Consider the following 15,531-nt stretch of genomic DNA (forward strand, 5'->3'; position numbering starts at 1 on the left):
GCAGGCTGCGGTTTGTACGATGTCCAAACGCCTGTAACCAAGCGGTCCGCCCGGCCGCCAGGGAATCGACCAGGAGGACCACCGGTGGGCCACTACCAGGCAAATCTGCGCGATATCGAATTCAACCTGTTCGAAGTATTCGAACTCGGCAAACTCCTCGATACCAGTGCGTACGGCGACCTCGATACCGATACCGCCCGCGCGATACTGGCCGAGGTGAAACGGCTGGCCGAGGGGCCGGTCGCGGAATCGTTCGCCGCCGCCGACCGGGAGCCGGTGGAATTCCGGCCGGAAACCCATTCCATCGAGGTCGGCGAACCGTTGACCAAGACGATCCTGGCCATCCGCGAAGCCGGTTGGAACCGGTTGGGTAAACCCGAGGAAATGGGTGGGATGCCCGCGCCCGCCGCGTTGATCTGGGCGGTCAGCGAGATGATCACGTGCGCCAACCCGGCCGCGATCTTCTTCGATATGGGCGCGGCCATGGCCCAGGTGCTGTACGGGATCGGCAACGAGCAGCAGAAGCATTGGGCGGCGGCCGGTTTCGAACGGCACTGGCAGGGCACGATGGTGCTCACCGAGCCGGATGCGGGCTCCGATGTCGGTGCGGGCCGGGCCAAGGCGACCGAACAGGCCGACGGCACCTGGCATATCGAGGGCGTGAAACGGTTCATCTCCGGTGCCGATGTGGGCGATACCGCGGAGAACGTCTTCCATCTCGTACTGGCTCGCCCCGAGGGCGCCGGACCCGGTACCAAGGGGCTGTCGCTGTTCTACGTGCCGAAGTACCTGTTCGACCCGCAGACCCTGGAACTGGGTGAGCGCAACGGTGTGTACGTCACCAACGTCGAACACAAGATGGGCCTGAAATCCTCGCCGACCTGTGAGCTCACCTTCGGCGGTGACAAGCCGGCCGTCGGCTGGCTGGTCGGCGATACCCACAACGGGATCGCCCAGATGTTCAAGGTGATCGAGAACGCGCGCATGATGGTGGGCGTCAAATCGAGCGGCACCCTCTCGACCGGATATCTGAACGCGCTGGAATACGCCAAACAGCGTGTCCAGGGTGCGGATCTGACCCAGATGTCGGATAAGGCGGCGCCGCGGGTCGCCATCACCCGTCATCCGGATGTGCGGCGCAGCCTGGCCACCCAGAAGGCGTACGCGGAAGGGCTGCGTGCGGTGTATCTCTACACCGCCGTCCACCAGAACGCTGATGTCGCCGAACTGGTTTCGGGTATCGATGCCGCTACCGCGCACCGGGTCGACGATTTCCTGCTGCCGATCGTGAAGGGTGTGGGTTCCGAGCGGGCCTACCAGTACCTCACCGAATCGCTGCAGACCCTGGGCGGTTCCGGGTATCTGCAGGACTACCCGATCGGGCAGTACATCCGCGACGCCAAGATCGACTCGCTGTACGAGGGCACCACCGCCATCCAGGCGCAGGACTTCTTCTTCCGCAAGATCATCCGGGACAACGGGGTCGCGGCGGGACATATCTTTACCAAGATCAACGAATTCCTGGATGCGCCCGGCGGGCGGCTGACCGCCGAGCGCGACCTGTTGCGCACCGCGCTGGGCGATGTGCAGGGAATGGCCGCGGCGCTGAGCGGGTATGCGATGGCCGCCCAGACCGACCCGGCGGAGCTGTACAAGGTCGGCCTGGGTTCGGTGCGCTTCCTGCTCGCGGTGGGTGATCTGCTGATCGGCTGGCTGCTGCTGTGGCAGGCCGAGGTGGCCGCGGGGGCGCTGGCCGGCGCCGCCGAGGACCGTGACCGGCCCTTCTATACGGGCAAGGTCGGGGTGGCGAGCTTCTTCGCGAAGAACGTCCTGCCCACACTGACCGCCACCAGGACCGTTATCGAGAACCTCGATACCGACATCATGGCGCTCCCGGAGGATGCTTTCTGACCTCCGGGAGGTCCCGGCCGGCGCCTCGGGCCGCCAGGTAACTTATGTTTCCATAAGTAAGTATCTGGAGGAGGTGCGCCGAAATGCCGATCACAACCCGCCCCGGAGTGTCCGGTCTGCTGCTGGTGGTGCTGGCCTTGTTGTCGGCGGCGGCGCCGTTCGCCGTCGATATGTACCTGCCGGCCTTCACCGATCTGGCCGACGATCTGGGCACCAGTGCCGCCAGTGTGCAGCTGACCTTGACCACGTTCCTGATCGGGCTGGCCGTCGGACAGCTGTTCATCGGGCCGCTGTCGGATCGGTACGGCCGGCGCACGCCGCTGATCCTCGCGACGGCGATCACCGTCGTCGTGACAGTGGTCTGCGCGCTCGCCCCGACCATCTGGCTGCTGATCGCGATGCGGTTCGTCCAGGGCGTGTCGGCCTCCGCGGGTCTGGTCATCGGCCGCGCGGTCGGCGCCGACCGGACCGAGGGGGCGGCCACCGCCAAACTGTTCACCCTCTTTTCGGCGATCGGTGGTATCGCGCCCGTGCTGGCGCCGCTGCTCGGCGGGGCGCTGGTGTCCTTCGGCTGGCAGGCCGAGTTCTGGGCCCTGAGCGTGATCTTCGCGCTGATGTTCCTGGGAGCCCTGCTGGTGGTCCCGGAATCGCTGCCACCGGAGAATCGGCAGACCGCCGGATTCGCCGGGACGCTGCGGACGCTCGGCCGCCTGACGGCGGACCGCGGCTACCTCGGCTATATCTTCGCGTTCGGCTTCGGGTTCGCCGCGCTGATGTCCTATATCTCGGCTTCACCGTTCGTGGTCGAGAATGTTCTGGGTATGTCGAATCGGGCGTACACGCTCATCTTCGCGATCAACGCGGCCGGAATGGTCCTCGTCGGTACGGTGAGTTCGCGGCTGCTCGGCCGGTTCGGTCCGGAGCCCATTCTGCGCACTGGGCAGGCCGTGACCCTGGCCGGTGGGCTCGCGTTGCTGGTGCTACTGGCCGCCGGTGCTCCCGCCGTGGCGGTTTTGCCGGTGCTGTTCCTGACGGTGATCTCGGCCCCGATGGTCATGGGTACCGCCAGCGCGCTGGCGATCGGCCGCGCCCGGCATGTTGCCGGCAGCGCCTCTGCGCTGATGGGTGCGCTGCAGTTCGGTCTCGGTGCGCTGGTCTCCCCCCTCGTCGGACTCGGTGGTCCGGGCACCGGCATCCCGATGGCGGTATCGATCGTGGTCGCCGTCGTACTGGGTGTGCTCGCCCGGCTGGTGGCGCGTAACGCCGGTCCCGTGCCCGAACCCGAACACTTCGGCAACGACGCCGTACCGGTTTCCGGTGGGACGTCGCCCGGCGTGCACAATGCCTGATGTGACAGTAGAGCTGCTGATCCTGCTTGTCGTCATTGTCACCGCGCTGGCTTTCGACTTCACCAACGGATTCCACGACACCGCCAATGCGATGGCGACATCCATCGCCACCGGGGCGCTGCGCCCCAAAATCGCCGTGGCCTTGTCCGCGGTCCTCAACCTGGTGGGTGCCTTCCTGTCGGTGGCTGTGGCGGCGACGGTGGCCGAGGGGATCGTGCGCCTCGACGCGGTTTCCGGGCACGAGCTGCTCATCATCGTGTACGCCGGTTTGGTCGGCGGCATCCTGTGGAACCTGCTCACCTGGCTGTTCGGCCTGCCCTCCAGTTCCTCGCACGCGCTGTTCGGCGGTTTGATCGGCGCCACCCTGGCCTCGCTGGGCTGGACCGGGGTGGTCTGGGCCGAAGAGGGCGGCGGTGTGCTCTACAAGATCGTCTTGCCGGCCCTGCTCGCGCCGGTCATCGCGGGAATGGTGTCGGCCCTCGGCACCTGGTCGGTGTACCGGATCACTCGCGGCGCCGAACCCGGAAAGGTGACCACCGGTTTCCGGTGGGGACAGATCGGATCGGCGTCACTGGTATCGCTGGCCCACGGCACCAACGACGCGCAGAAAACGATGGGCGTGATCTTCCTGGCGCTGGTCGCGCACGGTACGGTCACCGCCGATACGGAAATCCCGATCTGGGTGATAGCCGCCTGCGCGATCGCCATCGCCGCCGGCACCTACCTCGGCGGCTGGCGGATCATCCGCACCCTGGGCAAAGGCCTGGTGGAGATCGAATCACCGCAGGGATTCTCGGCCGAATCGGCCTCGGCGGCGATCATCCTGACCTCCGCCAATTTCGGGCTGCCGCTGTCGACCACCCAGACGACCACCGGTGCGATTCTCGGCACCGGAATCGGCCGCGGCGCCGAAGTGCGCTGGAGTGTGATGGGCCGGATGGCGGTGGCCTGGCTGCTCACCCTGCCGGCCGCCGGAATCGTGGGCGCGGTGTGCTGGGCGCTGGCACATTACATCGGCGGGCTCGCCGGGGTCCTGATCGTCTTCGCGCTGCTCGTGGGGCTGGCGGGCCTCATGTACCGGCGTTCGCTGCGGGACCGGGTCTCCAGCCACAACGTCAACGATCCGGCACCGCCCTCGACGCCCCCGCCCGGCGCGGCACCGGCGCCGCCCGAACCGCGGGCCGCGTTCCGGACCCCTGCCGGAGAGGAGGCATGAGATGTCCACTCTGCTGACCCAGCTGCGGGCACTGTTCGACGTCACGCTGGCGGCGCTCGTCCTGGGTGCCGCCGTACCCATGCTGTTCGCCCTGGGGGTGCGCTGGTGGTCGGGCGCCGAGGTGACCGGCCCGGACGGGACCGTCCGGCGTAACCCGGTCGCACTGGCCGGTGCCTGCCTCTGCCTGCTGATCGTGCTGACGGTGGTGGTCGCCGGGGTGCTGTTCGTCGCCAAGGGCTTCCTCTCCGACCGGCTCGGTATCCACCTGTTCGGGGAGTCCTGATGGCCACCGACGAGGTGCAGCCGCCGCGGCAGGGTCTGCTGTCGCGGATCGTGGGCTGGTTGCGGGCCGGATACCCGCAGGGTGTGCCGCAGACCGACTATGTCGCGCTGTTCGCGGTACTACATCGCGACCTCACCGAATACGAGGTTCTCCTCGTGGCCGAGGAGGTACTGCGCGACCGGGTGGAACGGCAGGAGATCACGCACGCCGATATCGAGGCGGCCGTACAACGGGTGGCCAAGGAACAGGCCGGTCCCGAGGATATCGCGCGGGTGGCTTCGCATCTGGCCGCCGGCGGGTGGCCGCTGGCCGCACCGGCCCCGGCGCCGGGGGACCAGCAGCAATGATGCCCCGGATGCTGCACGCTGTGATCGATTGGTTGCGGCGCGGGTATCCCGACGGGGTGCCGGAGGCGGATTACATTCCGCTGGTCGCGCTGCTGCGACGGCGGCTCACCGACGAAGAGGTCGAGCAGATCGCGGCCGAGGTGTTGAATTCCCCCGCCCACCGGCTGGACCGTATCGATATCCGCGTGATGATCACCAAGGTCACCGACGAGATGCCGTCCGATACCGATGCGCAGCGCGTGCTGTCCCGTCTGGATCCGCCCGACTGGCCGGAATGACATCCGGCGCCCCGCGCTCGCGAAGTTGCTAACCCTGCTATCGCAGCTTGCGAACATCTTCTAAACTGGACATATGGCCATGACCTATGTCGGCGCCCGGCTCCGGCAACTGCGCACCGAACGCGGGCTGAGCCAGGTGGCGCTGGCCCAGCAGCTGGAGATATCGGCGAGCTATCTGAACCAGATCGAACACGATGTCCGTCCGCTCACCGTGCCGGTACTGCTGCGGATCAGCGAGGTGTTCGGTGTCGAGGCGACCTTCTTCTCCCCGCAGGACGACACCCGGCTCATCGCCGAACTGCAGGAAGTCGTGATGGACCAGGAACTGGGCATCGAGGCCGACGCCCGCGAAATCGCGGAAATGGTCTCCGCCCATCCGAGCATGGCCCGCGCCCTGGTCAATATGCACAACCGCTACCGCAACACCAGCGCCCAGCTCGCCGCGGCCACCGAAGACCGGTTCGCCGACGGCTCGGGCAGCGCCACGATCAGCAAACCGCACGAGGAAGTCCGCGACTACTTCTATCAGCGGCAGAACTATATTCACGAGCTCGATACCGCCGCCGAGGAACTGGCCAACCGGATCCGCTTCCACGGCGGCGACGCGCACAGCGAAATCCCCAAGGTGCTGCGCAGCCACGGCGTGCGGATCATGGAACGGATCGACCTCGGCGAAGGCGTCCTGCACCGATACGATACCGAAAACCAGGTGCTCGAAATCGCCCCGCACCTCTCGGGCGGGCAGCGCCTGTTCAAACTCGCCGCCGAACTGTCCTATTTCGAATGCGGCCCGCTGCTGGACAAACTCGTGGACGAAGGGAATTTCTCCGGCCCCGACGCCCGCCGCCTGGCACTGCTGGGCCTCGCGAACTACTTCGCGGCCGCGACGGTCCTGCCCTACACCTACTTCCACGAAGTCGCCGAGGACTTCCGCTACGACATCGAACGGCTCTCGGCGTTCTTCACCCAGAGCTACGAGACGATCTGCCACCGGCTGTCCACCCTGCAGCGACCGGAACTCCGCGGGGTGCCGTTCTCGTTCGTCCGGGTGGACCGCGCCGGCAATATGTCGAAACGGCAGTCCGCCACCGGATTCCACTTCTCCTCCAGCGGCGGCACCTGCCCCCTGTGGAACGTGTACGAAGCCTTCACCTTCCCCGGCAAGATCATGACCCAGATCGCCCAGATGCCCGACGGCCGCAAATACCTGTGGGTGGCCCGCACCGTCGAACGCCGCGCCACCCGCTACGGGCAGCCGAGCAAAACCTTCGCCATCGGCCTGGGCTGCGAAATCCGCCACGCCGCACGGGTGGTGTACGCGGACGGAATCGATACGCGCGAGGTCAACGCCACCCCGATCGGCGCGGGCTGCCGGGTATGCGACCGCGCCAACTGCCCGCAACGCGCCTTCCCACCGCTGGGCAAAACCCTCGATATCAGCGAACACCGCAGCTCGGTATCGCCCTACGTGCTGAAATAATTGCGCCGACTCCGTCGGCGCGGGTTTCCGCCCCGGGAGGTCCCTGCTTTCCGCACTCGACACTCGCGGCTGCGCCGCATCGCATCGAGCACGGAAAGCAGGGACGGGCCGAAACCTTTCAGGGCCTCGCTGAACTCGGCGCCGCCGTTGGTTGCGTTGGGTCTCCTCGGTCGGAACCGTTGAGGGTTTCGCTGAACTCGGCGCCGCCGGGCGGTTTGCTCCGTTTCGTGTCTCGCCTACGGGGCGCAGGCCGGCGGTTGCTCAGGCCCGGGGCGATTCAGAACTCGGCGTTCCCAATTCGGAAACCACGACGGTGGGGGCGAGGTGGCCGCGTAGGCGGCGGTCGATCTCGCCGGCCACCGGAATGACCACGGACGCCGCCGAGGTGGCGACCGCGTCCACCAGGATCGCCGGCCAATCGGGCGGGTTCGCATTCGCCAGGGCGGCAATCACCGCCGCTGCGACGGTATCGCCTGCGCCGGTGGGGTTTCCGGTGAGCGGTTCGGGCAGATGGGCATCCCAGGCGCCGTCGGCGGTTACCGCCACCATGCCCAGCGGGCCGCGGGTGATGATCACCGCCCCGGCTCCGCGATCCACCAGCGGCCGGGCCGCGGCGACCAGCGCGGCCGGCGTCTCGGCGCCGGATTTCGTCAGCTCCTCGAACTCCGCGAGCCCGGGCAGCAACACCACACCGGGCACCCGCGACGCCATCCGCAACGCGGGCCCGTCCAGATCGCATACCGTGGGCACCCGCGCCTCGAGCGCCGCCTGGGCGATGCGGGCGGGTAGACCCGGATCGATCCCTTCGGGTAGCGAGCCGGCGATCACCAGCCCCGAGATATGCGGCAGCATGCCCGAAACCCGCACCTCGAGCTGTTCGGAAGCATGCGGGTTGGCGACCCGGGCGCCCGGCTCACGCAGCGCGGTCGCGGTGCCGGTATCGGATTCGCTGATCACGACGGTGCGCCGCACCCACGGCAGTGCGTGCACGAAATCCACCGGCACCTCGGCCTCGGCCGCGGCGGCGAACGCATGATCCGCGAAACCGGTGGCCCGGGCGTAGCGGCCCAGCTGATTCAGCACCCGGGTCACATTGATGCCCTTGCCGCCGAGACGCTGCTCCACCGATTTGACCCGATGCGTCCGGCCGCACGTGAAATTCTCGACCCGGTAGGTCACATCGTATGCGGGATTCATTGTCACGGTGAGGATCACGAGAACCACTGTCCACGAGAGTCGGCGCGCCGCAAATCCGGGCGGACGGCGGGCGCGGATGAGGTGGGCCGCCGGCCGCCCCGGCTCCGGCGCGGAAAGTACGGAATCAGATCGCCGCCTCCGCGGGGAACGCGACGGTGATGCGGCCCAGCCGGCCGTTCCGGGCTGCCACCATCTCCGCCGCCACCGCGAGCGCGGTCTCGGTGGCGGTCGCGGGGCCGATATCCATACCGGCCGGTGCGTGCAACCGCGCCAGCATCGCCTCGTCGAACCCGCTGGCACGTAGCTCGTCGAGGCGGCGCGCGCAGGTGAGGGCCGACCCCGCCACCCCGATATAGCCGATTTCCGGTAGCCGCAGCGCCACCGTGAGCAGCGGAATCTCGAACTGCGGATCGTGGGTGGCCAGCACTATTCCGGTCGAGGCGTCCACTTCGCCCTCGGCGACCAGCACATTCAGATACCGGTGCGGCCAATCGCAGACCACCTCCGCACCCGGGAAAGATTCCGGAACGGCGAATGCGGGCCGGGGATCGCAGATGGCCACCCGATAGCCCAGTAGCTGGGCCTGCGCGGCGAGCGCGGCGGTGGTCGTATTGGCGCCGAAGATCACCAGCAGTGGCGGCGGGGCGAACGACGCGACGAAGATATCGGACTGCGGTAGCGATACCAGCTCGGTCGCATGCCGTTTATCGGTGATCAGATGCTGCCCGATCATCCCGGGCTCCGGATTCCAGACCACGGTGAAAACCGTTACCCGCCGATGTTCGGCTATTTCGGCGGCCACGGCCGGGAATTCCGGGAAATGGCCGCGCGAGAAGGGTTCGGTGAACACATCAATGATCCCGCCGTCGCCCGCCGATTCGGCGCCGGGCACAGTGAGCCGGTGTAAAGAGCGCTGACCGGTCCGTGCCGATTGCACGGTGGCCTCGTAGACGGTGTCCTCGATACCGGTGGACGCCATGGATCCGTAGATCATTCCGTCCGGATCCACGAGCATTGCCGTTCCCACCGGAATATCCACGTACCCACCCGTGCGCACGATGGTGGCCAGCCCGCCGGTCCGGCCCGAACGCCACACTTCGAGCAGGTCGTCGACGATATCGCGCATCAACAGCTCCGATCCCACCGTGCTGCGGAGGGCAGGCGCTCACCATCGGCACCTGTCACCGATGACCGCGCACGTGACGGACACCCTAGCGTTGTTCGGTGAGAATTTGGCACGGCTGCGAAAATCTCATCCGGCGAGCATATGAATGGGTGGCAAAAACTTCTGTGTTGTCGGCGCGCTGGCGCGCGCGAGGGTTCGGCCCCTTTGGTCCATGCGTTCAGCCCGCGATACTCGCGGCTGCGCCGCATTGTCTCGCGGGCTGAACGCATGGACGGGCCGAACCCTCTGGGGGCCTCGCTGGACTCGGCGCCGTTGTAGCCGGGCCCGCTAGGAGTACTGCTCTCTCTATCCGTCGGGAGTGCTGGCGGGTGACTTCAGTTATGAACGTCCTCACAGCGGGTGTCCGGGCTCGGTGGGGGCGGCCGGGATAGGTGCTTCGGCTAACAGTACGGGCGTTACGCTGAAACCCCATGTCAGCACTACTCGTCAGTAGATTTCGCGAGGGCAATGTGCTGGCTACTTTCGCAGACTTAACAATCTTGTGGTCGATCCTAGCTCAGATTCACAGAAGCAACAGGTAGACGACGTTTTGATCGTGTGCCATGGTGTGCAAGTACCCCCGCTGGGCATTGCAAGCCTGCAAATCGTCGATCCAGCAGTGCGGTGCGGAAACGCACCGTCGACGCGGGCCGACGGACCGACCGACCAAGGAAGTGGAGTCGAAGATGTCGACCACCGGCACCCCGAAGACCCCTGAGGAAATCCAGAAGGATTGGGACACCAACCCGCGCTGGAAGGGCGTCACCCGCAACTACACCGCCGAGCAGGTGTCGAAGCTGCAGGGCACCGTCGTCGAAGAGCACACCCTCGCGCGGCGTGGCTCCGAGATCCTCTGGGACCTGGTGAACAACGAGGACTACATCAACTCGCTGGGCGCTCTCACCGGTAACCAGGCGGTGCAGCAGGTCCGCGCCGGGCTCAAGGCCATCTACCTGTCGGGCTGGCAGGTCGCCGGTGACGCGAACCTCTCCGGGCACACCTACCCGGACCAGAGCCTCTACCCGGCCAACTCCGTGCCCAACGTGGTCCGCCGCATCAACAACGCGCTGCTGCGCGCCGACGAGATCGCCACGGTCGAGGGCGACACCTCGGTCGAGAACTGGCTGGCCCCCATCGTCGCCGACGCCGAAGCCGGCTTCGGTGGCGCGCTCAACGCCTACGAACTGCAGAAGGCCATGATCGCCGCCGGCGCCGCCGGTGTGCACTGGGAAGACCAGCTGGCCTCGGAGAAGAAGTGCGGCCACCTCGGTGGCAAGGTGCTGATCCCCACCCAGCAGCACATCCGCACCCTGACCTCCGCGCGGCTGGCCGCCGACGTCGCCCAGGTGCCCTCGGTGATCATCGCCCGCACCGACGCCGAGGCCGCCACCCTGATCACCTCGGACGTCGACGAGCGCGACCGTGAATTCCTCGACGGCACCCGCACCGCCGAAGGCTTCTTCGGCGTGAAGAACGGCATCGAGCCCTGCATCGCCCGTGCCAAGGCCTACGCCCCCTACGCCGACCTCATCTGGATGGAAACCGGTGTGCCGGACCTCGAGGTCGCGCGGAAGTTCGCCGAATCCGTCCGCAGCGAGTTCCCGGACCAGCTGCTGGCCTACAACTGCTCGCCGTCCTTCAACTGGAAGGCGCACCTGGACGATTCGACCATCGCGAAGTTCCAGCGTGAGCTGGGCGCCATGGGCTTCAAGTTCCAGTTCATCACGCTGGCGGGCTTCCACTCGCTGAACTACGGCATGTTCGACCTTGCCTACGGCTACGCCCGCGAGGGTATGACCGCCTTCGTCGACCTGCAGGAGCGCGAGTTCGCCGCCGCCGCCGAGCGTGGCTTCACCGCCATCAAGCACCAGCGTGAGGTCGGTGCCGGCTACTTCGACACCATCGCCACCACAGTCGACCCCAACACCTCCACCGCGGCGCTGAAGGGTTCGACCGAAGAAGGCCAGTTCCACTGAGCCATCGGCCGCGGGGTTGTGGTTTCCGCTCGCGAGAGCCACAACCCCACCGGCCCGGTTCCGGGTTCGCCCGGACCGGACGTGGTATCCGTGACGGATACCGGCAACCACTACCTCGGTAGGGGTGTACCCGCCGCCCCCTCGCAACAGCCCGGCGAGGGGGCTTCGGTGCCTCTACCGTGAAGTACGACAGACTTCTCATCACGAACTTCGAATCGAAGGCTCCGCTCACACCAGAGCAACACCTTCGTTCCCACCGACCCACCACAAACTGATCAGGAGCGGGACGTGAGCAGCGAAAAGATTCAGCGCGTCGGTGTCATCGGCGCCGGACAGATGGGTGCCGGCATTGCGGAGGTGTGCGCCCGGGCGCATGTCGATGTGCTGGTGTACGAGCAGACCCGTGAGCTCGCCGCCGCCGGCCGTTCACGCATCCTGCGGTCGCTGGACCGCGGCGTGAGCAGCGGCAAGATCACCGAACGTGAGCGTGAGCAGACGGCCTGGCGGCTGCGGTTCACCTCCGACCTGGGTGATTTCGCCGACCGCCAGCTGGTGGTCGAGGCAGTCCTGGAAGACGAGAAGGTCAAGACCTCGATCTTCGCCGAACTGGACAAAGTGGTCACCGACCCGAATGCGGTGCTCGCCTCCAACACCTCCTCCATTCCGATCATGAAGATCGCCGTCGCGACCAACACCCCCGAGCGGGTCGTGGGCATGCACTTCTTCAACCCGGTACCGGTGCTGCCGCTGGTCGAGCTGGTGACCACGCTGAAAACCAGCGCCGCCGTCTCCGAACGCGCCGAGAAATTCGCCGCCGAAATCCTCGGCAAAGAGGTCGTGCGTTCCTCCGACCGTTCCGGTTTCGTGGTCAACGCCCTGCTGGTGCCGTATCTGCTGTCCGCCATCCGGATGGTCGAGTCCGGGTTCGCCACCAAGGAAGACGTCGACAAGGCGATGGTCCTCGGTTGCGCCCACCCGATGGGCCCGCTGGCGCTCACCGACCTCGTCGGCCTCGACACGGTCAAATCCATCGCCGATTCGATGTACGGCGAATTCAAGGAACCGCTCTACTCGGCCCCGCCGCTGCTGATGCGCATGGTGGAGGCCGGCCTGCTCGGCAAGAAGACAGGCGCCGGCTTCTACCAGTACTGAGTCTTTGGCGCCGCCTCCGGCGGCGCGGGTTTCGGCCCCCTGAGGTCCCTGCTGTCAGCGCTCGACACTCGCGGCTGCGCCGCATCGCATCGAGCACTGACAGCAGGGACGGGCCGAAACCTCTCAGGGCCTCGCTGGACTCGGCTGTGCCTTTGGTTGCGTTGATTTTGTTCGTGGGCCGAAACCTTTCAGGGCCTCGTAAGACTCGGCACCACCGTTGGTTACGTCGGGATCGGTGAGCCGGCATCGTTCAGGGCTTCGCTGGACTCGGCACTGTTGCTGGTGATGTCGGGATCGGTGAGCCGGCATCGCTCAGGGCCTCGTTGGACTGGGTGCCGCTGTTGGTTGCGTTGGGGTCGGTGTCGGTGAGCAGTTCGTTCGATGTTCGGTCCCCGGCCGGTTGGTGGGACATTCGGGTGAAACTCGACAGGTGTGGCGCTGGGGTGATGTGGGTGGTTCGGGGTAGGCAGTTCATGATGCCGGAAGCGGCAGCTCTGATGCGTGGATAGGACAGGGGCGAGGCCCGTACCGTCGGCGGTAATGGCCCCAAATGACACGGAGGTCGGCAAATGGTCAATGTCAGCGAGGGGTTCGGGTCGAGTGTGCTCGGATATCCGCGGATCGGCCCGCACCGGGAGCTCAAACGAGCACTCGAGGCGTACTGGCGGAAAGCGATCACGCAAGCGGAGTTGCGTGCGGTCGCGCGCGATATCCAGGAGCAGCAGTTCTATGAACTGGCGGCGACCGGGCTCACCCAGGTTCCGGGTAACACCTTCTCCTTCTACGACCATGTGCTCGACAACGCGCTGCTTTTCGGTGCGGTGCCGTCCCGGTTCGCCGAACACCAGGGCGAGATGGACCCCTTGGATTTCTATTTCCTGATGGCGCGGGGCCGACCGGATCTGCCGCCGCTGGAACTGGTGCGTTTCTTCGGTACGAATTACCACTACCGCCAGCCCGAACTCGACGCCGATACCGAATTCTCGCTACATCCCGAGGCGTTGCTCGACGAATGGGATCGGGCGATGGCGGCCGATATCGAGCTGCGCCCGGTGGTGCTGGGGCCGGTCTCGCTGCTGCTGCTGTCCAAGGCCGGCAGTGTGCCGGGCGAATCCGCGGGTTTCGACACCATCGAACTGCTGGACAAACTGCTGCCGGTGTACGAGGAGCTGTTCGCCATCCTGGCGCAGCGCGGTTCCACCTGTATTCAGCTCGACGAACCGTGTTTCACCGCCGAGCGTTCGCCGGCCGAACTCGCCGCGTTCGAACGCGCCTACGACCGGCTGTCCAAGGCGCCGTTGCGGCCGCGGATCCTGGTCACCGGTCAGTACGGTGATTTCGGCGAGGCGCTGACCATTCTCGCCGCCTCCGGGGTGGAGGCGATCGGCCTCGATCTGGCCTCTTACCGGATCCGTCCCGAGGTGCTGGCTGCCATCCCCGGTATCCGGCGGAAACGGCTGTATGCGGGCGTGATCAGCGGGACGAATGTGTGGCGGGCCGACCGCCACGTCACCCTGGAATACCTGAACGAGCTCGCCAAGGTGTGCCCGGACCTCGTGGTCTCCACGGGGACCACGCTGCTGCACGTGCCCTACGACGTGCTCGCCGAATACGATATCGACGGAAATGTGGCCGACCGGCTCGCTTTCGCGAAGCAGAAGGTCGGCGAGGTCGTTTCGCTGGCGAAGGCGCTCACCGAGGGGCCGTCCGACAAATGGCGTAAACGCCCCGGGGAAGTGCATTTCAAACAGAAGCACGCCGTGCGTCAGCGCGTTTATGCGATCACCCCGCAGATGCGCGAACGCGAACCCTATCCGGTGCGCCGGGCCGCGCAGCAGGAGAAACTGCAGTTACCGCCGGTGCCCGCGACGACCCTGGGTTCGTACCCGCAGAGCGCCGAAGCTCGGCAGGCCCGCCACAATCTGGGTGAGGGCCGGATCTCCTACGACGAATACCGCAAGAAAATCGAATCGGAGATCGCCGCGACCATCGCGCTGCAAGAGGATATCGGCCTCGATGTGCTCGTCCACGGCGAGCACGAACGCAACGATATGATCCAGTACTTCGCCGAACTGCTGGACGGTTTCGCGACCACGCATTTCGGCTGGGTGCAGGTGTACGGTTCGCGCTGCGTGCGGCCGCCGATCATCTACGGCGATGTGTCCCGGCCCGCCCCGATATCGGTGGAGTGGAGCACCTACGCGCAATCGCTCACCGAGAAACCGGTCAAGGGGATGGTCACCGGCCCGGTCACCATGGTGGCGCGCTCCTTCGTCCGGCAGGATCAGCCGCTCTACGAAACCGCCGACCAGGTGGCGCTGGCCATCCGCGACGAGGTGGTGGATCTGGAACGCGCCGGTATCGGCATCATCCAGGTCGACGAGCCCGCCCTGCGTGAGCTGTGGCCGGCCCGGCCCGAGGGGCGCGCCGAATACCTGCGCTGGGCGATCGGCGCGTTCCGGCTGGCGACCTCCGGGGTGCGTCCGGACACTCAGATCCACACCCATATCCCGTACTCGGGCCGCACCGAGATCGTGGAGGCCATCGACCAGCTCGACGCCGATGTCACCGCGATCGTCGCCACGCGGTCCATCGAATGGGTGCTCAAGGCGCTGGAGGAGGACTACGCCTCCGGGCACGGTCTCAGCCACGGTGTCGGGCCGGGTGTGTACGAGAGCCGCTCGGCCCGGATACCCGATATCGACGAATTGGATGCGCTGCTCACCGCCGCAGCCGCCGCCGTGGGCCCCGAACGCCTGTGGGCCAACCCGGACGGCGGCCTGAAAACCCGCCATCACTGGCAGCTCGATCCGGCCCTGCGCAATATGGTCGCCGCCGCCCGCCGGGTCCGGCGCCGCTTGCGGGAAACCGAGCAGTAGCAACGCTGCCCGTCGCCGCATGGGTGGTCGCATTGCGACGGGCAATGGTTGCGGCCTTACGCCGGCCTGTGAACCCTTCAGAAAGCAGCTAGGAAGGGCTCACCTTCCGGCCCAGAGGATCCACCCGAAACCCAACGCAACCACGGCGGTGCCGAGTCCAGCGAGGCCCTGCAAGGTTTTGGCCCGCGTGGTCGTTCAGCACTCGACGCCCCCCAAATCACCCCCCAGCCTCCCCCGTTGACCGCACCCACCACAAAGATACCCACCCCCCCCCGACCCCAATCCCGCACCCCCCTCC

At 66.6% G+C, this 15,531-nt stretch carries 12 protein-coding genes; 10 read left to right on the forward strand and 2 right to left on the reverse strand.

The features are described from left to right. Positions 1-84: 84 nt before the first annotated feature. The 7 genes from ACFWPH_RS15090 (at position 85) to ramB (ending at position 6,864) form a co-directional block, all read left to right on the forward strand. A complete protein-coding gene (locus tag ACFWPH_RS15090; protein WP_378751276.1) occupies positions 85-1,911 on the forward strand; it encodes an acyl-CoA dehydrogenase in 1,827 nt (608 codons plus the stop codon). An 83-nt stretch (positions 1,912-1,994) separates the two neighbouring features. Next, a complete protein-coding gene (locus ACFWPH_RS15095) occupies positions 1,995-3,260 on the forward strand; it encodes a multidrug effflux MFS transporter (RefSeq protein WP_378751278.1) in 1,266 nt (421 codons plus the stop codon). A gap of 1 nt (position 3,261) precedes the next feature. Continuing rightward, positions 3,262-4,476: an anion permease gene (locus ACFWPH_RS15100; protein WP_378751280.1), complete on the forward strand. Its 1,215-nt coding sequence runs from the start codon at positions 3,262-3,264 to the stop codon at positions 4,474-4,476. Between the two features lies 1 nt (position 4,477). After that, positions 4,478-4,759, forward strand: a complete 282-nt coding sequence (locus ACFWPH_RS15105) for a hypothetical protein (protein ID WP_378751282.1) — start codon at positions 4,478-4,480, stop codon at positions 4,757-4,759. Continuing rightward, positions 4,759-5,106: a DUF3349 domain-containing protein gene (locus ACFWPH_RS15110; RefSeq protein WP_378751284.1), complete on the forward strand. Its 348-nt coding sequence runs from the start codon at positions 4,759-4,761 to the stop codon at positions 5,104-5,106. Before ACFWPH_RS15105 ends, ACFWPH_RS15110 begins: the two co-directional genes overlap by 1 nt. A gap of 8 nt (positions 5,107-5,114) precedes the next feature. Further along, positions 5,115-5,384 (forward strand): DUF3349 domain-containing protein, encoded by a 270-nt coding sequence (locus tag ACFWPH_RS15115; RefSeq protein WP_378751286.1) that lies wholly within the window; start codon positions 5,115-5,117, stop codon positions 5,382-5,384. A gap of 73 nt (positions 5,385-5,457) precedes the next feature. Further along, positions 5,458-6,864: an acetate metabolism transcriptional regulator RamB gene (ramB, locus tag ACFWPH_RS15120; protein ID WP_378751288.1), complete on the forward strand. Its 1,407-nt coding sequence runs from the start codon at positions 5,458-5,460 to the stop codon at positions 6,862-6,864. A 261-nt stretch (positions 6,865-7,125) separates the two neighbouring features. Here the strand turns inward: ramB and ACFWPH_RS15125 are convergent, their stop codons facing one another. Together ACFWPH_RS15125 and ACFWPH_RS15130 are read right to left on the reverse strand one after the other, a co-directional pair. Further along, positions 7,126-8,088, reverse strand: a complete 963-nt coding sequence (locus ACFWPH_RS15125; RefSeq protein ID WP_378751290.1) for a hexose kinase — start codon at positions 8,086-8,088, stop codon at positions 7,126-7,128. Positions 8,089-8,185: 97 nt separating this feature from the next. After that, complete coding sequence (locus ACFWPH_RS15130) at positions 8,186-9,187, reverse strand: XdhC family protein (RefSeq protein ID WP_378751292.1); 1,002 nt, start codon at positions 9,185-9,187, stop codon at positions 8,186-8,188. Between the two features lie 725 nt (positions 9,188-9,912). Here ACFWPH_RS15130 and aceA point away from each other — a divergent pair. The 3 genes from aceA (at position 9,913) to metE (ending at position 15,233) form a co-directional block, all read left to right on the forward strand. Then, entirely contained in the window at positions 9,913-11,202 is a 1,290-nt protein-coding gene (gene aceA / locus ACFWPH_RS15135) for an isocitrate lyase (RefSeq protein ID WP_378751294.1), read from the forward strand. Positions 11,203-11,490: 288 nt separating this feature from the next. Continuing rightward, entirely contained in the window at positions 11,491-12,354 is an 864-nt protein-coding gene (locus ACFWPH_RS15140) for a 3-hydroxybutyryl-CoA dehydrogenase (RefSeq protein ID WP_378751296.1), read from the forward strand. A gap of 569 nt (positions 12,355-12,923) precedes the next feature. Further along, positions 12,924-15,233, forward strand: a complete 2,310-nt coding sequence (gene metE / locus ACFWPH_RS15145; RefSeq protein ID WP_378751298.1) for a 5-methyltetrahydropteroyltriglutamate--homocysteine S-methyltransferase — start codon at positions 12,924-12,926, stop codon at positions 15,231-15,233. The last annotated feature ends 298 nt before the right edge of the window (positions 15,234-15,531 follow it).

The organism is Nocardia sp. NPDC058499 (genome assembly GCF_042719915.1).
Taxonomy (GTDB): Bacteria; Actinomycetota; Actinomycetes; order Mycobacteriales; family Mycobacteriaceae; genus Nocardia.

Excerpts from the sequence above, each read along its gene's own strand:
- metE (WP_378751298.1), top strand. The coding sequence starts at position 12,924 with ATGGTCAATGTCAGCGAGGGGTTCGGGTCGAGTGTGCTCGGATATCCG.
- ramB (WP_378751288.1), top strand. The coding sequence starts at position 5,458 with ATGGCCATGACCTATGTCGGCGCCCGGCTCCGGCAACTGCGCACCGAA.
- ACFWPH_RS15095 (WP_378751278.1), top strand. The coding sequence starts at position 1,995 with ATGCCGATCACAACCCGCCCCGGAGTGTCCGGTCTGCTGCTGGTGGTG.
- aceA (WP_378751294.1), top strand. The coding sequence starts at position 9,913 with ATGTCGACCACCGGCACCCCGAAGACCCCTGAGGAAATCCAGAAGGAT.
- ACFWPH_RS15110 (WP_378751284.1), top strand. The coding sequence starts at position 4,759 with ATGGCCACCGACGAGGTGCAGCCGCCGCGGCAGGGTCTGCTGTCGCGG.
- ACFWPH_RS15115 (WP_378751286.1), top strand. The coding sequence starts at position 5,115 with ATGCTGCACGCTGTGATCGATTGGTTGCGGCGCGGGTATCCCGACGGG.
- ACFWPH_RS15130 (WP_378751292.1), bottom strand. The coding sequence starts at position 9,187 with ATGCGCGATATCGTCGACGACCTGCTCGAAGTGTGGCGTTCGGGCCGG.
- ACFWPH_RS15105 (WP_378751282.1), top strand. The coding sequence starts at position 4,478 with ATGTCCACTCTGCTGACCCAGCTGCGGGCACTGTTCGACGTCACGCTG.